Source organism: Myxococcales bacterium (assembly GCA_016712525.1).
Taxonomy (GTDB): Bacteria; Myxococcota_A; Polyangia; order Polyangiales; family Polyangiaceae; genus JAAFHV01.
Genome location: JADJQX010000008.1, coordinates 89,613 through 109,363 on the forward strand (window position 1 = coordinate 89,613; position 19,751 = coordinate 109,363).

17 protein-coding genes are annotated in these 19,751 nt (G+C 70.4%); 8 read left to right on the forward strand and 9 right to left on the reverse strand.

The window, feature by feature from the left end:
* Window positions 1-67: 67 nt before the first annotated feature.
* Complete coding sequence (locus IPK71_29895) at window positions 68-1,144, reverse strand: hypothetical protein (GenBank protein MBK8217960.1); 1,077 nt, start codon at window positions 1,142-1,144, stop codon at window positions 68-70.
* Complete coding sequence (locus IPK71_29900; GenBank protein MBK8217961.1) at window positions 1,141-3,777, reverse strand: TonB family protein; 2,637 nt, start codon at window positions 3,775-3,777, stop codon at window positions 1,141-1,143. Before IPK71_29900 ends, IPK71_29895 begins: the two co-directional genes overlap by 4 nt.
* Before the next feature lie 264 nt (window positions 3,778-4,041).
* Here IPK71_29900 and IPK71_29905 point away from each other — a divergent pair, with 264 nt between their 5' ends.
* Entirely contained in the window at window positions 4,042-6,417 is a 2,376-nt protein-coding gene (locus IPK71_29905) for a hypothetical protein (GenBank protein MBK8217962.1), read from the forward strand.
* A gap of 8 nt (window positions 6,418-6,425) precedes the next feature.
* Here IPK71_29905 and IPK71_29910 read toward each other — a convergent pair whose 3' ends face one another.
* The 4 genes from IPK71_29910 to IPK71_29925 form a co-directional block, all read right to left on the reverse strand.
* Window positions 6,426-7,865 carry a hypothetical protein gene (locus IPK71_29910; protein ID MBK8217963.1) on the reverse strand — a complete coding sequence of 480 codons (1,440 nt, stop codon included), beginning with the start codon at window positions 7,863-7,865 and terminating at the stop codon, window positions 6,426-6,428.
* A 119-nt stretch (window positions 7,866-7,984) separates the two neighbouring features.
* Complete coding sequence (locus IPK71_29915; GenBank protein ID MBK8217964.1) at window positions 7,985-8,212, reverse strand: hypothetical protein; 228 nt, start codon at window positions 8,210-8,212, stop codon at window positions 7,985-7,987.
* Complete coding sequence (lepB, locus tag IPK71_29920; GenBank protein MBK8217965.1) at window positions 8,212-9,795, reverse strand: signal peptidase I; 1,584 nt, start codon at window positions 9,793-9,795, stop codon at window positions 8,212-8,214. Before lepB ends, IPK71_29915 begins: the two co-directional genes overlap by 1 nt.
* A gap of 29 nt (window positions 9,796-9,824) precedes the next feature.
* A complete protein-coding gene (locus IPK71_29925; protein MBK8217966.1) occupies window positions 9,825-10,862 on the reverse strand; it encodes a hypothetical protein in 1,038 nt (345 codons plus the stop codon).
* A 137-nt stretch (window positions 10,863-10,999) separates the two neighbouring features.
* On the opposite strand from IPK71_29925, the gene IPK71_29930 reads away from it, so the two are divergent.
* Both IPK71_29930 and IPK71_29935 read left to right on the forward strand, forming a co-directional pair.
* Window positions 11,000-12,025 carry an NAD(P)-dependent glycerol-3-phosphate dehydrogenase gene (locus IPK71_29930; GenBank protein ID MBK8217967.1) on the forward strand — a complete coding sequence of 342 codons (1,026 nt, stop codon included), beginning with the start codon at window positions 11,000-11,002 and terminating at the stop codon, window positions 12,023-12,025.
* A gap of 29 nt (window positions 12,026-12,054) precedes the next feature.
* Window positions 12,055-13,224: a hypothetical protein gene (locus IPK71_29935; protein ID MBK8217968.1), complete on the forward strand. Its 1,170-nt coding sequence runs from the start codon at window positions 12,055-12,057 to the stop codon at window positions 13,222-13,224.
* Between the two features lie 64 nt (window positions 13,225-13,288).
* On the opposite strand, the gene IPK71_29940 is transcribed toward IPK71_29935, so the two are convergent.
* Entirely contained in the window at window positions 13,289-13,843 is a 555-nt protein-coding gene (locus IPK71_29940; protein MBK8217969.1) for a helix-turn-helix transcriptional regulator, read from the reverse strand.
* Window positions 13,844-14,084: 241 nt separating this feature from the next.
* Here IPK71_29940 and IPK71_29945 point away from each other — a divergent pair, with 241 nt between their 5' ends.
* From IPK71_29945 to IPK71_29965, 5 genes are all read left to right on the forward strand, one after another.
* A complete protein-coding gene (locus IPK71_29945) occupies window positions 14,085-14,375 on the forward strand; it encodes a hypothetical protein (protein MBK8217970.1) in 291 nt (96 codons plus the stop codon).
* A 72-nt stretch (window positions 14,376-14,447) separates the two neighbouring features.
* Window positions 14,448-14,885 carry a hypothetical protein gene (locus IPK71_29950; GenBank protein MBK8217971.1) on the forward strand — a complete coding sequence of 146 codons (438 nt, stop codon included), beginning with the start codon at window positions 14,448-14,450 and terminating at the stop codon, window positions 14,883-14,885.
* Window positions 14,882-16,072 (forward strand): DTW domain-containing protein, encoded by a 1,191-nt coding sequence (locus tag IPK71_29955; GenBank protein ID MBK8217972.1) that lies wholly within the window; start codon window positions 14,882-14,884, stop codon window positions 16,070-16,072. The genes IPK71_29950 and IPK71_29955 overlap by 4 nt, the downstream gene beginning before the upstream one ends.
* 124 nt (window positions 16,073-16,196) lie before the next feature.
* Window positions 16,197-17,159: a hypothetical protein gene (locus IPK71_29960; protein ID MBK8217973.1), complete on the forward strand. Its 963-nt coding sequence runs from the start codon at window positions 16,197-16,199 to the stop codon at window positions 17,157-17,159.
* Between the two features lie 542 nt (window positions 17,160-17,701).
* A complete protein-coding gene (locus tag IPK71_29965; GenBank protein ID MBK8217974.1) occupies window positions 17,702-18,064 on the forward strand; it encodes a DUF559 domain-containing protein in 363 nt (120 codons plus the stop codon).
* A 27-nt stretch (window positions 18,065-18,091) separates the two neighbouring features.
* Here IPK71_29965 and IPK71_29970 read toward each other — a convergent pair whose 3' ends face one another.
* A complete protein-coding gene (locus IPK71_29970; GenBank protein MBK8217975.1) occupies window positions 18,092-18,706 on the reverse strand; it encodes a hypothetical protein in 615 nt (204 codons plus the stop codon).
* Window positions 18,707-18,779: 73 nt separating this feature from the next.
* Window positions 18,780-19,580, reverse strand: a complete 801-nt coding sequence (locus IPK71_29975; protein ID MBK8217976.1) for a hypothetical protein — start codon at window positions 19,578-19,580, stop codon at window positions 18,780-18,782.
* Window positions 19,581-19,751: the final 171 nt, after the last annotated feature.

Consider the following 19,751-nt stretch of genomic DNA (forward strand, 5'->3'; position numbering starts at 1 on the left):
GGGGCGAAGTGGGCCGAGGCCCATCCACCGAGCTTAGCCCGTCCGAGGCCGCTCCGGCAGCCCCTCGTCACTTGACGGTCACGGGCACGTGCTTCCACGCGATCCCGCCGCGGTTGTCGTGGAGGATGGCGAAGAGCGTCCCGAGGCCGGGCGCGACGGGCGCCGTGAGCTTCGCGCCGCTCTCCGGTACACGGCCGGACGCGATGTCGTAGATGAGGCGCGCGCCCTCGATCTCGCCGTGCGTGAGGTAGTAGTCGACCCAAATCTGCTCGCGGGCCTCGCTGCCGTCGGCGGCCTTCACGCCTTCTTGGATCTGCCAGCTCGACTCGGGCACGACCGCGTCGATCTTGAGCTCGGGGCAGTCCGCGCGCTTCGAGAGCGTGCACCGGTCGATGGTGATACCGGCGGCCGGATCGACGGGCTTTCCGTCGAGCGTGAGGCCCTCTAGCACCGGGTTTTCGTTCGATTTTTTGTCGTACACGTACACCCGATGGATGCCGATGACGTACTCGGACGCCGGCAGGGGCTTTCCGTCCTCGTCGGCGCACGCGAGCGGCACCTGCTGGCGGGTGACGATGTCCGGGCGCTTGAACACGACGCGCCCCGCGCACGCGACGGTGAACACGATGGTGAGGCCGTAGGGCTCGTCGGGGCTCTCGCGGCGGGCGATGACGGCCGAGTCCGGTACCTTGTACGAAAAGCGTGTACCCTGCACGAGCACGGGGGTGAGGTCGGTCCCGTCCGGGACGTCGGCGAGGAGCGTGCCCCCTTGCCCGCCACCTGCTCCACCTCCCCCGGCGTCGCGCGACGGCACGCCGCCGTCCGGAGACGCGAGCACGCCCGGGAGGAAGCAGCCGAAGTACTGGTCGGCGGGCGGATTCAGGCACACGAACGGCAAGAAGTAGTGCCGCATCGGGCGCGTGGGGTTCGCGCGGCCGTCGTACGCGAGCACCTCCAGCGAGACCGTGTCGCCGGGCTTCGCGTAGGGTTTGTCGGCGCGGGCCGCCAGGAGGCGCACCGAGTCGACCTTGCTCTTCGGGTCGAAGCCGGCGCCACCACACGCCGCTCCGAGCGCCGCGATCGTGGCCCCCGCGGCAGCCAGCGCGAGGCCCCGGGCGACCGTTCGACGTAGCTTCGTGCTCATAGCTCACCTCGCAGGCCCAAGCTCGGCAAGATGGGGAGGCTGTTCGTCTGCGTGCTCAACGTGGAGTTGTAGTTGTACGTCACACCCTCGGAGTTCGCCTGGTTGTAGACGTTGAGGATGTCGACGTAGAAGCCGATTTTCCCGCCGTTCCTGAGGAACCAGGTCTTGTCGAGGCGGACGTCGAGCTGGTGAAAGAGCGGGTTCCGCTCGCTGTTCGGCGGATACGACTGGAGCGGCAGGTAGGCGCCCACGTTCAAGTCGAAGAAGCCGTACTGGAGCGGCGTGCGCATGCTGCCCGAGATGAGACGGTAGCGCGCGCCGATCTCCCACCCGTCGCCGAGGCGGTAGCTGCCGAGCGCCGTGAGGATGTGCGTTTGGTCGAAGGGGAAGATGCGCTCCTCCTCGTTGGGTCCGTCTTTTCGCACGCTCCGAGACAGCGTGTACGCGAGGAAGCCGAAGAAGCGGTCGTCCGGTTTGTAGCGGACGAGGGTCTCGGCGCCGATCGCGCGCCCCGTGCCCACGTTGCCGACGCGCGGCACGACGAGGTTGTCGAGGTCGCGGTAGAAGCCCTCGACCGACACCTCGATCTGCTTCGTCACCTCGCGCTCGACGCCGACCGAGTAGTGCACGGCGCGGTTCGACGAGAGCCCGGGGATGCCGAACACCCGCGCCGTGTCCTGCGGCTGGGGGGGCTGCCGGAAGACGCCGAGGCCGCCCTTCAGCGTCGTGCGCGGGGAGGTGGTCACGTCCTGCCGAGCGACGACGCGCGGTGACACGTCCCACTTCTGGGTGGCCTTCGTGTAGTCGACACGCAAGCCCGTCACGATGCGCCCGCCCTTCCACGGCGTGATCTCGACCTCGTCGTAGAGGCCCGGGACGTAGGTCGAGTCGGACTCGGTCAAGACGAGCGGCGGGCGACCGCCGAAGGGCGCGCCGGGCGGCTCACCGGGCCGCGGGATCGGCGGGAGGCGCAGGTCGATCGTGTAGGGCGTGTAGAGCCAGTCGAGGCCAAAGTTCGTCTTCACGCCCTGGCCGAGCTTCTGGGTCACCTCGGTGCGGAGCATGATGGGCATGCTGTCGAGGGTGAAGTAGTTGTCGCCCACCTGGAACGCGATGGCATCTTTGCCGACGGCCGCGGTGACCTTGAGCTGCGTGTCGTTCGAGATGCGGTTCTCGTAGCGGCCTTGGAACCGGTAGAACGCCGTCCCGAACGAGATGTTGCCGCCGAGCCCGGGGTTCGAGGCGTTGACGCCCTTGACGAGCACCTCGAGGCGGTCGTCCGACCCGAAGAAGGCGAAGCGGAAGCTCTGGTTTTTGCCGAGGTCCTTCTGGAGGATGGCTTGGTAGTCGTAATAGACGGGGGCCGTGGACACCCCCGCGCCGGCCGCCTCGAGCACGGGCTTCAACCAGAGGTCGACGTAGCTCCGGCGCCCGCCGAGGGCGAAGGTCCAGCCCGTGTCGAAGATGGGCCCCTCGGCGACGAACCGCGCGTCGATGAGATCGACCTGCGCCATGCCGTGGAACTTCTTCTTCGGGTTCCGCAGGCCCACGTCGACGATGCCGCCCACCACGCGGCCGTACTGCGCCGAGAAATTACCCGGGTAAAAATCGATCTTCTCGAGCATCTCCGTGGGGATGACGCTGGAGAGGCCGCCGAAGTGGTAGACGAGCGGGACGAGCGTGCCGTCGACGAAGACGTTCGTCTCGTTGGGGGCCGAGCCGCGCACGATGAGGAGGCCGGCGAGCCCGGGTGGGCGCGCGACGCCGGGGAAGTTCTGGATGGCGCGGAGCGCGTCGCCGTTCGTGCCCGGGATGCGGGACAGCTCGCGCTGCGTGAAGGTGCGCTTCGTGACCTCGCGCGGGGGTTTTTGCCCGCGGACGGAGACCTCTTCGATGGGGCCCGTGACCGTGCCGGGCGGGAGCTCCGGGGCCTTCAGCGCGGGCCGATCGAGGCGGAGCGTGAGCGACACCTCTTCGCCGGGCTCGATGGTCTCTTCGGCCTTCGTGGGGAGGAAGCCCTCGGCGTCGATGGAGACCTTGTACGTGCCGGCCGGCGCGTCGGGCAGGGTGAAGGTGCCGTCGGCCGCGGTGGTGAGCGTGCGCGTCTCGCCGTTCGGCAGGGTCACGACCACCGGGACGTTCGCGAGGGACGTGTCGCGCGCCGACGAGGCGACTTTGCCGACGAGGCGGCCGGCCGGAGGCACGAACGTGTACGAGTGCTTGATCTTCGCGGGGATGGGCTTTCCGTCGCGCTTCGCCGGCGTAAGCTCCAGTGTCTTTGCGGCCGCGACGGCGGCCTCGTCGAACCCTTTGCCTTGGGGCGCCTCGACCGTGGCCTTCGTGACCTTGCCCTCGGCGTCGAGCTCGAGGATGAGCACCACCGTCACGGGCTCGCGGACGTGGGCCTCGAGCGCCTCGCGTGGGTACACGGCGCCAGGGTCCTTCACGACCTTCGGCATCTCGATGCGCGGCGGCGCGGGCGGCGGCGGGGGCGCGGTGTCGTCGGGCTTCGGAGGCGTGGTGAGCCCTCCCTGGCGACCTGCGGTCTGCGCGTGGGCCGTGCCAGGGCTCTCGGCGAGCGCGGCGACCAGCACGGACGCACACGTAAAAAGTGCCTGTCTTTTCGCGCTCATGAGCGCCCCGACGGTACCAAAGGCCGCGCCTGTCCCGCAACCCCGGGCGACATGGGCTCGGCCGCGGACGCCCGCGGGTTCGCGCGACGGTCCCGAGAGGGGGCACACGGTCGCGCCCGCGATGGGGGTTCGTGCCGAAATGTCCGGCGCTTTCAGCGGAGTGGGCATGACGGCGGGGCTCCCTTCCCGATGCCGGAGCCACGCTCGGGGTTGCGGCGACCGTTTCGCCCCCCTCGCGCCGCGCTCTTGGGCTAAACGGCTCGCGTGACGTCTCGGGTGATAGCCAAGCTCCGAGGGGGGCTGCGGCTCCTCGCGCGGCACGACGACCTCGTGTACGCCGTGTGGGCCGCGTTCTTCACGCTCGCGTCGGCGCGGCTCTTCTACGGGTACATGCTGAAGCAGACGGGCGGCGAGTGGAGCGCGCCCCTCGACGACGTCTTCATCCACTTCGACTACGCGCGCTCGACGGCCCTGGGACACCCCTTCGAGTGGACCGTCGGCAACGGGTACTCGTCCGGCAACACCAGCCTCTCGTACCCCTTCGTGCTCGCCTTCGGGTACCTCGTCGGCTTCCGCGGGGAGCACCTCATGGTGTTCGCCGCCTACGTGGCGTGCGTGTGCGTCTTCGCCCTCCTGCTCGTCACACGGCGGCTCTTCGTCGAGGGCCCCAAGGACACGACCGGCAAGCTCGGCTCCTACCTCCTCCCACCCGTCCTTTTGTCGGTCGGCGCGCTCGATTGGTCCCTCTGGAGCGGCATGGAGGTGTCGCTCTATCTCGGGGTGTGGTCGGTCGCGCTCCTCGCGTATTTGCGCGCCGAAAAGGCGGCTACGGGCGAGCCGAGCACACATGAGCTCCGGCGGTCGACGTGGCTCCTCGGGCTCGCGTGCGGGGCGCTCTTCGTCACGCGCCCCGAGGCCGTCGGCACGTGCGCCGTGTTCGGGACCGCGCTCGCCGTACGCTACGTCAAGCGGCCGAAGGTCGCGGTCGGTGTGTTGCTCCGCGTGGGGCTCCCGGCGCTCCTTCTGCTCGTCCTGCAGTCGCTCGCGAACCGCGCGCTCACCGGCGAGACGTCGGCGAACGGCGCGATCGTGAAGCTCGCGCTCAACAACCCCTTCATGACCCCCGAGGAGAAGCTCGGCGACTACCGCTTCAACCTCGGCTACGCGGCGTTCCGGAACATCGAGTACCACTTCTCCGGACCGCTCGCGCCCGATGGCCTCCTCCGCGGCCTCTTCACGGACGAGACCCTCCAGAAGCCCTGGGCGAAGGCCATCGTGGGGGAGGTCGGGTGGGGCGTCGGCATCGTGTTCCTCGCGCTCGTCCCGCTCGCCTTCCGGAGGACCCGGCACACGGCGGTGCTCCTCTGGACGCAGGTCGCGCTCTGGATCGGGCTCGTCGCCATGAACGGGCAAGTGCGGTGGCAGAACGAGCGCTACACCATGCCGGCCGTGGCGTGGGTGCTCGTGCTCGCCGCGCTCGGCGCCAAGGAGCTGCTCTTTTCACGGGCGGGGGCGCGGGCGTCCACGTCGAAGAGCGAGCGCTCGGCGCCGAGCGTCGTGTGGGCCACCCTCGGGACCGTGCTCGTCGTCCAGATCGTCGGCGTGGTCACGCGACCACCCGGGCAGATGCCCGACATCCGCGTGCCTTGGGGCATCGCGATCGCCATCGGCGTCGCCGTGGGCCTCGCGCTCCGCGTCCGCCCCTTCCGCGTCGTTTTGGGCGCGATCCTGCTCTTCTCGGGGCACCAGCACCTCGAGACGAAGATGCGTGACCAGAAGTGGTTCTTCGGCCGAGCGTGCCGCAACATCCGCGATCAACACCTCGTGCTCGGCCGGTGGCTCGCGCCTCAGCAGGTGAACCGCGTGCTCGTCGGCGACGCGGGCGCCATCCTCTACGCGAGCGACAAACCCGGGCTCGACATCATCGGCCTCGGTGGGTACCACGATCTGCCCTTCGCGCGCGCGGGTGTGCACGGCATGCCCGCGACCATCGAGCTCATGGAGCGCGTGCCGCCCTCCGAGCGCCCCGAGCTGCTCGCCATCTTCCCCACATGGTGGGGGAGCTTCCCCACGTGGTTCGGCCCGGAGGTCGTGCGGCGCTTCCCCGTCGAAGGGAACGTCATCTGCGGCGGGTACGAGCACGTGGTCTACCGGGCCGACTGGCACGTGCTCGGCACGGGCGCCATGCCGAGGAGCTTCCCGAAGGGCGTAGAGCTCCGCGACGAATGCGACGTCGGGGACCTCGTGAGCGAGAAGCGCCACGACTACGCCTTCAGCCGCCCCCAAAACGGCTGGACCGACATGAAGATCCTCCCCGATCCGTGGGACGAGCGCCGCGACATGTTCGACGGCGGCCGCCGCATCGGCGGGGGCAAGAGCGAGCGATTCACCCTGAAAAACGCCATCTTGGGGCGCGAGGGGAAGATCCTCCTCCGCACGGCCCCCGACGGAAAATCACGCATCCTCGTGCGCGTGAACGGCGTCCAGATCGCGGACGAGACGTTCCACCCGGGCAACGAGTGGGTCGAGCGTGTCATCGACGTCCCCAAAGAGGTCGTCACCCGCGACAAGCTCGACGTCGTGATCGACTCGGCCGGCCCCGGCGACTTCGTCGACTACCACGTGTACTTTGCACAATAGCCCGGCGCTCAGGGCGTGAACGGGCGCACGAAGGCGAACGCCGCGAGGCACATCTCGTCGAGCGTGCCCTCGCCGAGGCGCACCTCGACCGGATCACGTTTGCCCTGCTCGGCGAGAGCGGCCTTGAGGCGCAGGTTGTCCATCGAGTTGTCGTAGGTGCAGCGCACCTGGATCGTGTCGCCGGGGGAGATGAGCGGGAGCTTCTCGATGGGCGCGTCGATCTCGTAGCCGCGCTGCCAGTCGAAGTCCCACCGGGGCTCGTGGAGCAGGCACTCGGAGGCGGGCTCGCCGCCCTCGGGCTTCGCGCGAGTGATCGTGACCTTCTCGTCGACGCCGACGATGTGCATGTGCGCGCCGACGTTCAAGATGCGCATGGGCACGATCGTGCGCCCGTTGAACTGCGCGGGCATCGTGAACGTCATGGTCTCGGTGTGTTTCTTCGCGAGCGGCGGGATCACGAAGTCGACGCCCGAGGCCGGATCGGCCGGCCCCGGCATGAGCCCGATGCCCTGCACGACGGGGTTTCGGAAGTTGCCGAGCAGCCGCGGGACGACCACGTACTTCGGGGGCGCGTCGGTCGTCGTCATCTGGAAGGTCGTGGCGTCGGGCTCGGGCGTCGCGTTCGCGTGCGGGTGGTAGTGCACCTGCATGACGATCTTGCTGCCCGGCTCGAGCGGCAGCGCGACGCCGGCCGGGTACGTCGAAGGGACGCCACCCGGGGCCCACGCGGCGATGAGGCTCGCGCTCTCGACGTTCGGTCCGCCCGGGCAGTCGTACTCGGTCGCGCCCCCGGGCGTCTTCGCGTCCTTCGGGATCACGAAGGCGAGCGCGTGGTGCACGATGGTTTTGTTCTTCGGCACGAAGTGCGTGCCCGTCACGTACGTCGTGGCCGCGATCGCGGGGTCCATCACGAAGCAGCGCAGCACGTCGTTCGTCTTCCCGGTCGCCGAGAACGTCGTCGGGGGGACGAGCTCGCGCGCCCCCGCGAGCTTCCCGCCCGCCGAGACCCGCGGCGGTGGTGCGTCCTTGGCGTCTCCCTCGGGAGCGCCGGCCTTTCGCCAGGCCTCGAGCGTCGCGAGCTCGGCGTCCGAGAGGCGGAGATCGTCCTTCCAAGGGAGCCGCGGCTTGCACTCGTCGGTGTCGAGGGCGCCCCACGGCGGCATCTCGCGCGACTTGGTCTTCTCGACGACGAGCTCGGCGAGATCCTTCGTGTCGGCGTAGGTGACGAGCGAGAACGGCGCGATGCCGCCCTGCGAGTGGCACTCCTGGCACTTCTGCTGAAGGATCGGGGCCACGTCTTTGTGGAAGGTGACCTGCGGGGCCACGGCCACGCCTCCGTCGGCCCCGACCGGCTCACCGCCGCCTCCGGACGTGCCGCACGCGCCTACCGCCGCGACCGCGAGAACGAGCCCGAAGACGACCTGAGCCCCACGAAGAGAATGCCGCATGCTCTCATCGTAGCAACCCTCGCGCCACGCTCACGCGCTATGATTCTTCAACCACTTCGGGCACTTACCGCATACCCCAGCCTGGACGTCCCCGCGTCCGGTGGACGGAGCACGGTCCGTCAGCGCCCGCCCGTGCCCGTCTGTTGGTTGAATTGCTGGCAGCGATCCATGCATGCCGGATCGTCGACGCACTGGGTTGAGCAGTCGTTCATGCGATCGCGCCGCTGGCACTTGGGATCCCGCTCGCACTTCTGAGGATCCTTTGCGGCGGCCCGCTCGACGTGACCGCACCCGAACGAGAGGGCCAGCACGAGAGAGGAGCCGGCGAGCACGACGGTTCGGCGCATCACGGGGCCTTCCCTGGGGGTGGGCTCGTCTTGTCGAGCGAGGGGCGCTCGCGGAAGCACTTGTCGAGGCCCGGCTCGAGGCCCTTCATGTCCGGGGGGAGGCGCGGCTTGCCCATGACCGGCGCGCCGAGGCGCGACCACGCCATGCCCTGCTCGCCGACCGAGAGCCACACGAAGAGCGCGCGGCCCTTGATGTTCTCGAACGGGACGCCACCGCCCTGGCCGCCGAACCACATGCGCGAGTCGTGGCTGTTGTTGCGGTTGTCGCCCATGACGTAGACCTCGCCGGGCTTCACGATGTACGGGCCTTGGTAGTCGTTGAGGCCGCCGGCGTAGCGGTCGTAAAGGGTGAGGTAGGCCTCGTCGCCCAAGAACTCCACGAAGAGATCGCCCTCGTGTTTGCTCGGGATGGGCTCGCCCTCGGTGTACGTGTAGAGGCCCACGAAGCAGCTCGGCACCTCCCACCCGTTGAGGATGGGGTGCCCGCCACGCGCCTCGAGCTTGTCGCCCGGGAGCGCGATGACGCGCTTGATGAAGTCTTGCTCGGGGTGCTCGGGGAACGCGAACACCATGACGTCCCCGCGGTCCGGCGGCATGCTCGCGAAGAGGCGCGTCCGCGTGTACGGGATGGCGGGCCCGTACGTGAACTTGTTCACGAAGATGTGATCCCCGACCTGCAGCGTGGGGATCATCGAGCCGCTCGGGATCTTGAAGGCCTCGACCACGAACGCGCGCAGGCACAGGGCGACCGCGATCGCGACGAAGATGCTCTCGAGGTACTCGCGCACCTCGCTCTTGCGGAACCGGCCGAGGCGCACCTCGACCTCGCCGTCGGCGCGGAGCAGCGCATCGACGAACACACGCTCTTGGAAGGGCGCGTCGTGCATGGCCCCGTCGAGCTCGTCGAGGCTCTCGCGCAGGCGCGCGCGCTCCTTCGAGGACAGCTCTTTGGTGAGGGCCGTGCGGTTCTCCTCGAGGATGGCCTCGGCCTCGTCGAGCAGGGTGCGGGCGCGCTCGAACGCGCTCCTCAGGTTCTCCGAGACGCCGGCCGGGAGGGGCGTGTACGCGTGCCGCGCGAGCGGGAGACGATGCCGCGCCATCCAGAACGCGAGCTCGAAGAGCGTGAGCGACGCGATGCCCACGGGAACGGGCTGCTCCCGCACGAAGGCGCGGAGGGCCGAGAGGCCTCCCTCGAGGACCTCGCCGCTCGAGGGCGTCGCCGCCCACACGAGCACACATGCGAGGACGAACGGCGCCAGGACGAACCAGGCCGCCCAGTACACGGTGCGGAGCCCACGACGCATGGGCGGGAGGCGCTCGCGCGCGGCCTCGTCACGGGCTTTTTTCCGGCGCTTCGCCTTGGCGGCCGCGGGCTCTCCGTCGACGTGCGCCGCCTCGGGGGCGCCCTCTCCGCCGGCCTCGGCAGGGCTCGCGGCGACCTCGGCGGGCTCGGCATCGGTCGCATCGGTCGCGTCGGTCGCGTCGGTGGCCGCGCTCGCGTCGGTGGCCGCGCTCGCCTCGCCGTTCGGAGGTGGTTCGGACACCACGGCCGAGGGCCCCTCGCTCGAGGGCTCGCCGGGCACGGAATCGTCGACAGGTTCGTTGGTGGATTTCACGGGGCTTCGCCGACCGAGATCGCGTAGCTCACCACCGCGGCGCGGTCGTCGAGCACGTTTTGAGGCGGGTTCACTACGCCAGCGGTCGGCGTGTTGTCGACAATCACGTAGTACTGGCCTTTCGGGAGCACGAAGCCCCGCTGGTACTCTTGGCCCTGGCGGATCACGTCGGCGATGCCCGGGTTCTGCGCGAGGGGGCCCGCCGAGGGGTAGTCGAGGTAGAGCCGGAGCGACGCTTCGCCCTCGAACCTCGGGACGACGAACATGTCGAGCTGGGGGGCGCCCTCGACCTGGGCCCGCACGAAGAGGGCCTGGCCGTCCCCCGTGATCTCGAACGGGCCGAGGAAGTCACGCTGGTTCTGGTGCACCTCGGTGCGCGTGTTCTCGAGCACCAGGCGATCTTGGCCGTGCATGTTGAACGCGCGGAAGGGCGTCTTCCCGAGCTCGACGATCCCGAGGGACACCTCGTCGTTGCCCTCTTCGTCGTGGATGACCGTGAAGCCCTCGGCGAGCTTCTGGGACACGAGCTGGCGACCGAACGTCTCCCCGACGGGCGCGAGCGTGTTCAAGAAGCTCGCGGTCTGGCTCTCGATCTTGCCGAGCGTGAAGTTCGACGAGCGCACCTGGCGCGGCCGAAAATACGCGTAGATGTCGCACTTTTGCTCGGCGACGAGGAAGTCTTGGTTGTACTGGACCGCGCCCTGCATCTTGAAGGTGATCTTCTTCGAGACGTTGGTGTACGCGTACCCCTCGCCCTGGAAGTCGACGAAGAGGTCGCCGTTGTCCATCTCGCGCTCGGCGCACGAGCGCGGGTAGAAGCGGCCGATGACGGGGGTGTCGTCGGAGAGCTTGAGCGGCGCGCTGCGCGAGGTCATCTGCTTGCAGAATTCGCCCATGCCGGCCTTCAGCATGGACCTCCGCATGGTCCGCGAGGACGGGTCGTTGAGTGTGCCTTTGAAGCTGCACACACCGCATGAGCTGCAGCCCGCGGAGGGGATGGCGAGGAGGGCGAGGAGGACGAGGGTTCGGCGCACGGCGGGCTTCTCGGGGCGCTCGGATCGCGTGGCCGCTGTGGCCTCCGGAGCGCAAAGTTGGCCAAAGTAGGGGGTGGCGTGGGAGACGGCAGCATAGCGCTACTTCGCCCGCGGCGATCGTTGTACTGTTCTTGCCCATGGTCCACACGGGGAATGCGGGAAAGGTCGCGGTCTTGGGGGGTGGGGCGTGGGGTACGGCGCTCGCCCGTGTCCTCGCCGACAAGGGGGACGAGGTCGCCCTCTATTGCCGCGCGCCCGAGCTCGCGATGCAGATCAACGCGACGCGCTCGAACCCGAAGTACCTGCCGACGGCGCACCTGCCCGAGACGCTCACCGCCTCGCACGACCTCCGCGCCTGCCTCGACGGCGCCACCATGGTCGTCTTCGTCGCCCCGAGCCACGCCACGCGCGAGCTCGCGCGCCTCGCCGCCCCGAGCCTCCCGACCGACGTGCCCATCGTGAGCGCCACGAAGGGCATCGAGAACGAGTCGCTCATGTTCGTCGACGAGATCCTCGAGGCCGAGCTCTCCCCCGCGCACGCGAAGAACCTCGCCTTCCTCAGCGGCCCCTCGTTCGCGAAGGAGCTCGCGGCGGAGCTGCCCACGGGCGTCGTCATCGCCTCCAAGAACGACCGCGTCCGCGAGACCGTGATGCGAAGGTTCCACACCTCCTACATGCGCACCTACGGCAGCCGGGACATCGTCGGCGTCGAGTGTGGCGGCGCCCTCAAGAACGTGGTCGCCATCGCCTCGGGCACGGCCGAGGGCCTCGGCTTCGGCCACAACACGCGCGCGATGCTCATCACGCGTGGCCTCTCGGAGGTCGTGCGCCTCGCCATGGCGCGCGGCGGTGAGCCCCTCACCCTCGCGGGCCTCGCCGGCATGGGCGACCTCGTCTTGACGTGCACGGGAGAGCTCTCGCGCAACAAAACCGTCGGCGTCGAGCTCGGCCGTGGCCGCAAGCTGCCGGAGATCTTGGCGAGCCTCGGGCACGTGGCCGAGGGCGTGAAGACCACCAAGAGCGCCTTCGATCTCGCCAAGAAGCTGGGCATCGAGATGCCCATCGTGCGAGAGACCTACGCCGTCCTCTACGAGGACAAACCCGCGGCCCAGGCCGTCCGCGATTTGATGTCCCGCGAGCTCGGCGACGAGTTCGACACATGACCTTTCCGCGCCCGAGACGAGGAACCTTCATGAAGCACGCTTTCTTTAGCCGGTTCGCGCCCGCCCTGCTCACCGCCCTCGCGGCCACCGCCGTGCTCGGCGAGACGTCGGCGCGCGCGCAGCAGCCCTACCCGCAGCCTTATCCGCAACAACAGCCCTACCCGCAGCAGCCCTACCCCCAGCAGCAGCCCTACCCCCAGCAGCCCTACCCGCAGCAACCGTACCCGCAACAGCAGCCGTATCCGCAGCAGCCCTACCCGCAGCAGCAGCCGTATCCCCAACCGTATCCGCAGCAGCCCTACCCGCAGCAGCCGTACCCGCAGCAGCCTCCGCCGCCGCCCCCGCGGAACGCTCAGCGAAGCGACGGGGAGTTCGGCTTCCTCATCGGGACGAGCGCCGCGTACGGCGTGGGCACCGGCGTCGCCATCGACCTGCTCGCGAAGACCACCGATCCGGGCATCGCCGTCATCGCGCCGATCACGCTCGGCCTCGCGGTGCCGGGCGCCATGTTCGCGGTCGACTACTACGCGCCGTTCCACCGGGGCGTGCCGGCCAGCATCTCGGCGGGGCTCCTCCTCGGCGCCGTCGAGGGCGTCGCGATCAGCGGCACGCAGTGGCAGCTCACGGCCGGCGATCGCGGCGAACGTTGGAGCGTCGGGGCCTACGGCGCGCTCACGTTCCTCGGGGCCACCGGCGGCGGTATCGGCGGCTACTTCTTCGGCGAGTTCGCCCGCCCCGACCCGCGCACGCTCCTCTTCGTGTCGAGCGGCGGCGCGTGGGGTGCCCTCACCGGCGCGGCCTTGGGCCTCGGCGCAGGCACGGGAGACTTCCCGAAGGCCGCCGATCCGGCCGCGGTGCTCGGGCTCCTCCTCTACAACGGAGGCATCGCCGGTACGGGCGCCCTCTCCTTCTTCTGGACGCCCTCGTACACGAGCATGAAGGCCATGTGGGCCGGCTACGCCCTCGGCGCGCTCGCGGGCTGCCTCGTGTACCCGTTCTACATCGGGAGCGACTCCGACCCGCGCCACGGCCTCATCGCCAACGCCCTCGGCGGCCTCGCCGGCATCGGTGTGGGTGCGGCGCTCACCTTCCGCTCGCGCGATCCGGACCAGGTGAGCACCTGGAAGCCCCCGTTCCAAGTCGGCCTCGCGCCGAGCCCGAACGGCGGCGCCACGCTCTCGGCCTACGGGCAGTGGTGATCGAACGGGTGCGCTTCGGCGCACCCACGTCAGCGGTCATGATGGCCTAAAGCGGCGGTGCGTCTCAGCGCACCATGAGCACGACCGAATAGCCGACCGCGGGAGTTCGACCGGGGTTCGCGTACGCGTGGCGCTGGTCGCCTCGGAACGCGACCACGTCCCCCTCGCGGAGGCGGTACGTCTCGCCGGTCACCACGAGCTCCATCTCGCCCTTCTCGCACATCAGGTACTCGCGGGTGCCCTCGAGGTGCGGCACCCCGGCCATGCGCGCGCCCGGGGGCAGCCCGAACCGGTCGATTTCGACGCCCGGGAGCGGCTCCGGGAGGAGCTTCCTGACCTCGGCGTCCCCCCGGCGCTTGAGGACGAGCTCCTCGCGCGGGAAGTAGGCGGCCGCCCCACGGGGCTGCGCGACGAGCTCTTCGATCGAGACGTGGAACGCCCGCGCGACCGCGTCGAGCACGGCCAACGTCGGGTTCGCCGCGCCCGACTCGAGGTGCGCCCAGGTCGCGCGGGGTACGCCCGCGCGCTTCGCGAGCTCGGCCTGGGTGAGCCCCGCTTTTTCACGCAGCGCACGGACGTTCTCGGCCAGACGCTCGGGGAGCGGGAGATCGCGCTTCACGCCGAGGATTTCCAACGAACGAGCACGCGTGTCAATCGCTTGGAGCGCTTTGGAGCGCCGGAGCGCTTGGAGCCCGGGGCGATCGATTCGATCCTCGCGCGGCAGGCACGCCGCCCACGCCCCCCATGATCCCGGCCATCATCCCGAGATTTCCCGCCCTTTCGGCCGTGTCATGGAACCGTCAGGGTGGCACCGGCGTTGCACTCCTCGACAGCCGAGAGCCTCGACGATGCACTCCCCCATGCCTTCCACGAACGTCCGTAGCCTCCCTCCGCACCGCGCGCCGCACCCGAAGACCCTCGTTTCGCCCGGGTTTCCGCACGCGGTCCGCCACCCCGAGCCCTCCGTCGAGCTCGTCGAGAGCGGGTCGGTCGCGCGCGGGCTCTCGCGTGCAGGCACCATGATCTCCCGGATCCGACGCGCCGTGCGGGGCGCCTACGCGGAGGCCCCTCCGTCGTTCCACGAGGCCGTCGTGTGCTTCACCACGATCGCCATCACGACGTTCTTCTTGACCCTCGTGCTGGCGCACTGAGCGGCACGTTGGGTACGGAAAGGTCGGCCAAGGGGTAGCCGCGCGGGCCCGGTTTCCCTACCCTCCGCGCCGATGGCGAAGGACAAGGCCGTCTCTCCCGAGCTTCTCACGGCGAAGCTCCCCCGGAACTTCTCGCTCGGCACCGCCGAGTCGATCCGCGCGCTCACGATCGGGGTGCCGTCGTACGCCGCGCGCAAGCGCCGCATCGAGGACCTGCTCGAGGACCTCACCGAGCACCTCCGCGAGGCCCTCTCGAAGCTCGGTCCCGCCTCGCTCGCCTCGCCCGCCTCGCGGCACGACGCCGCCCTCGCGCTCGCGGCGACGCTCGATCTCTCGAAGGTGAACGCCCTCGTCGAGGCCCACAACCGGTACTACCCCATCGAGGCGAACCTGCCCGTCGACCCGAGGACGGGCGCGTACCTCGTCAAACGCGGCACGCCCTTCGAGCCCGAGCCCGCCGTCACACCCGCGAGGCTCGTCGCCCTCCTCGACGGCGAACCGGACGAATGATCACGCCCACCCCACGCGAGCCCCGCCGCACCTGCGCGGGCTGCGAGCGCCCCGAGTCCGTGTGCATCTGCGCCCACCTCGTGCGCCGGTCTCCCACGACCCGCGTGGTCATCGTGCAGCACCCCCGCGAGGAGCGCACCGCCATCGGCACCGCGGCCATCACGCACGCGTGCCTCGAGGGGAGCGCGCTCTTCGTCGGGATCGCGGTCGACGAGGACGCCGCCGTCACGGCCTGCCTCGAGGATCCGGCGCGGCCCGCCGTGCTGCTCTACCCGGGTGAAGGAGCGCTCCCCCTCGAGGCGCTCGCGGGCTCTCCGCGTACTCTCGTCGTGCTCGACGGCACGTGGCCTCAGTCGAAGACCCTCCTCAAACGAAACCCGCGCCTCGCCTCCCTGCCCCGCGTCGCGTTCACCCCCGACAAGCCCAGCGAGTACCGCATCCGACGCGAGCCGAGGCCCGCGTACGTCTCGACGATCGAGTCGGTCGCGCACGCCCTCCGCGTGCTCGAACGTGACGCCACCTACGACGGCCTGCTCGCGCCGTTCCGCGCCATGGTCGATCACCAGCTCGCCCGCGAGGCCGACGGGCGAAACCCTAGAAAAAAGCGCGCGCGGAGCCTCGGCCCACGCGCCCCCCGGTTCTTCCCCGAGCTCGTCGCCGACGCGTCCGAGGGGAGGTGCGTGTGCGTCGTGGCCGAGGCGAACGCGTGGCCGTACAAGGCCAAGAAGGGCGCCGTGCACCCGCCGGACGAGCTCGTGCAGCTCGTCGCCGTGAGGCCCATGACCGGAGAGCGCCTCGATCTCGTGGTGAGGCCGCGCGGCCCCCTCGCGTCCGGCACCGTAGGGCACACCCGGCTCTCGGCCGAGGAGCTCTCCGCGGGGCTCGACCTCGACGTGGCCCGCGAGGCCGCGGCGCGCTTCTTTCGCCCGACCGATCACCTCGTCACGTGGGGCCACTACGCCACGAACCTCGCCGTGCGCGAAGGCCTCGTCGCCGAAGGCCACCGCATCACGTGCCTGCGCGCGGCCGCGAAGCGCCTCCGGAACGGGAAAATCGGCGCCGTCGAGGACCTCGTCGCCCACGAGAAGCTCGACCCGGGCCCCGCGCTCGGCCGAGGACGCGCCGGCACCCGCCTCGCGTGCACCGTGGCCGCGCTCGCCTTCACGGTGGGGAAGAGGGAGCCGTAGAGAGGCGGCAAGACACGGCCGCAGGCGATCGAAACCACTCGAATCCCCTAGGGTTTCCCTCCCGGGGCGACCCGGCTTTCGAACGAGGAAGATCGGGCGCGGCGCCGACGTACGATGAGGGGCCTTGAAGCTCCTCTCCCTCCGCCGCACGCTCCCGTCGCTCCTCGTCGCCCTCGCGCTCGGGTGCGGCAGCCCGCCCTGCCAAGACGCGAACGAGTGCCCCGGCGAGGGCGGCGATCCGGGCGGGCGCGACGACGCGGGCGCCTCGAGCGACGGCGGCAGCACCACCACGAACGACGCGGGCGGCTCCTCGAACGACGGCGGCGGCACCACCACGAACGACGGCGGCGGCTCCCTCGACGGCGGCTCCTCGAACGACGGCGGCGGCGCCTCCGATGGCGGTGACTCGGACGGCGGCGGCGCGCTCGACGGCGGTGACTCGGACGGCGGCGGCGCCTCCGATGGCGGCACGTCCGATGGTGGCGGCGCGTCCGATGGCGGCACGTCCGACGGCGGCGCGTCCGACGGCGGCTCCGACGGTGGCTCCGATGGCGGCGGCGTGCTCCCCGGCGGGTGCATCTCGGGCGCGACCGGCACCTACGCCGCGCGCTTCCGCTGGGCCGGAAATGGGCCGAGCTCGCGCGCGTACGTGCAGTACGACCTCAACAACTTCCCCGACGCGTCTCGCTGGAAGGCCGGCGCGTACAGCCGCGGCGCCGTCGGATACCAGCCCGTGTTCACCGACACGTTCCTCGGCGTGGGCGGCCTCGAGATGGGCGGCACGGTGTTCATGGACGTCGAGCTGTCGACGGCGCGCATCTCGACCATCCGCAAGGTGAGCCTCGCCATCCTCGGCCGCAGCTTCAACACCACCGCGGGCGGCTCGTTCTCGTGGCAGTCGTTCGACGGCACGGGCGCGACCCCGAGCGGCTTCGTCTCGAACGTCGCGCCGTACCGCTGGTACGTGGCCGACGCGACCGCCGCGTTCCGCCCCGGCAACCCCGGCGTCCTCCTCCGCATCTCCCCCGGCGGCCCCTCGGGCACGCTCATCGTGAGCCGCGTGGAGATCTGCATCGACGGGCAGTGAGGGGGAGTGGGAGGAGGGGGAGGTGCCCCCACCGCCGGGTGCTCGGCCTAACGGCCTGCGCGCCCGACACCTCCCCCAAAATCCGTTCTCGGCTTTGCTTCTCCACGTCACGTCGCGTTCACTCGCTTGCGCAAAGCCTGCGAGCGGATAGGGGGAGGTGAAGAGCCCGCGACCCTCGTGGCTCGCTCGAGGGGGCCGTGCGCGTCACGAGCTCTGCGTCTCCCCCGTGGCGAGCGGAGCTCGACACTTGGGGGAGACCGCAGGCGCGCAGGCCGGTAGGCCGAGCACCTGCGAGTGGGGGCACCTTTCCATGCGAGCACCTGCGAGTGGGGGCACCTTCGCGCGGAGAGCACCTGCGAGTGGGGGCACCTTCGCTTGGAGAGCACCACGCCCTCCGGGCCGACGAGAGCGCCGGCTGCGTGCTGTGGCGCACACGCCGCGCCAGCGGCAGCTCGGTGCGTCGCGAGTCGGATCTTCGCCGCTGTCACGGCGTCTGCGCCGGTGGGCACGAAGCCGGCGCTCTCGCCGACCCGGAGGTCCATATGAGGTTTCTCTTTCCGTCACTTCGTCACGAGCGCAACTTCCTTACGCCCTGCGCGCAGCACTCGCGGCGTCACCCCACCGCGTCGGAGCGCATCCTGTGGGACGCGCTGCGGGGGCGGCGTCTCGGCGTCAAATTCCGGCGCCAAGTCGTCCTCGGCGCTACCATCGTCGACTTCTTCGCCCCCGAGCCGCGGCTCGTCGTCGAGGTCGACGGCACTTCCCACGTCGGCCGCGAGTGGCGCGACCGAGAGCGAGACGCGTACCTCGCGCGGTACGGGGTGCAGGTGCTGCGGGTCAAGGCGTGGCACGTCGAGCGTGCGCTGCCCGCGGTGCTCGTGCGCATTCGCGAGGCCCTCGGGTGAGGGGAGAGCCACGCGGTGGTGCTCACCTCAGCGGCGCGGGCCGCGCCACCCGTACCGTATTTCGTCCTGCCACACGTGCTCCCCCGTGGGTGCTTGGTCCCCATGCGCCAGCGTCGTGCTCCGGACGGCCTCTGCGATCCACGGAGCCCAAAGGTCGCCCCCCGGACCGAGGCCGCAGACGACCGCGCGGCCGCCCGCACCGCCCGCGCGCAGCACGATGGCGTCCCGAGGGGCGGCTCGCAGGTCACTCGGCAGCGCGGGGCAGCGAAGCGAGGCGGCGTTCGTCGCGGCCTGCGCGTAGAGCGCGCGGAACACCGCGACGCTCGTCACCCCCTCCGCGACGTCGTCGCCGCGGTCGCTCGCGGGCTCGGTGGGCTCCACGCGCTCGCGGCGCGAGACGGTCACGCGCACCGTCCCCGCCGCACACGTGAGGATACGCGCCTCCTCCACGGCATCGGCGAGCGTGCGCCGAAGCTCGATCGTCCGAGTGCGGTCGCACGTCTCGGGCGCGGACGACGCTTCGATCTCCTGCGCGGAGCTCGGGTGGTGCGCCCCGCCCGACGCCGCCTCACGCGACGGCGGCAGCGCACACCCGACCCCCGCGACGAGCCCGACCACGAGGAAGAAGCGGAGCGCCTTCATGAAGGGACGGTGGCACGCGAGCCTCGCCCCGTCGAGCCGCCCGTTGGCCTACCCAGCGCGCGGGAAGCGACCGTCAGCCCTCGCCGCCTCCGGTGGGCTCGCCGCCCTCGCCGCCCTCACCGCTCTCGCCCCCCTCTTCGCCGCCGCCACCCCCACCGCCGCGGTTCTTGCCGCGCTCTTCGGACTTGGTCAGCGTCGCGAGGATCGTCGTCACGTCCTCCGGGGAGAGCTTCGCCATGGGGATGGCGCGGCGGAACACGTCGACCGCGCGGATCCACGCGTTGCGCGCTTGGATGCCGTCGGACTTCGTCGTGCCGTCGGCTTTGACCTCCATGAGCCGCGTGCGCTCCTTGTCGGACTCGCCGAGCGCGCGCGCCACCTTCTTCCAGCGGCCCACGATCTCGGGGAGGGAGCCTTCGGGCGTGGTGATGGTGGCCATCGTCTTCTTGTGGGCGTCGCTGAGGCGCTCGTCGACCATGGCCGCGTTGCCGGCCTCGGCCGAGTAGGAGAGCTGCGTCGTCGACGCGCCGTCGGGGAAGAGCGCGAGCGACGTCGCTCGGTACGCCGCGCGCCGCTTGTCGCTCTTGGCGAGGAGCGCGAGGGCCTCCAAGAGGAGGATGCTGCCGCGCACGTGGCGATCGTGATCCCGGTCGAGCTCGGTGTTCGTCTGCGTGAGCTCTTTGATGCGCGCGGCGTGCGGGCTCTCCGCGACGACCTGCGACGCGAGCAGCCCTTCGTGGGCCTCACGCACGAACATGAGCAGCGGGACGAGCCCCTTCGCCCGCGAGATCACCTTGCCCTCGGGCGAGCCGGCGTCGAGCCAAGCGCCCGAGACGTCGACCATCTCGGGGGTCGTCAAATCGATCAATGCCATCGCACGGTCCTTTCTCCACGGGCGGACCGCCACCGCGACGCTCCCCCCAGGCGAAGACGCTATGATCTAAGTCAGGGGCGACGCAAGACGATCCCTAGGTCGTCCGAACCGCCTGAAGACGAGCGCTTGCCGGAACGAAACGGTCCTCGCGAGGACGCGACCCGTCGCCTG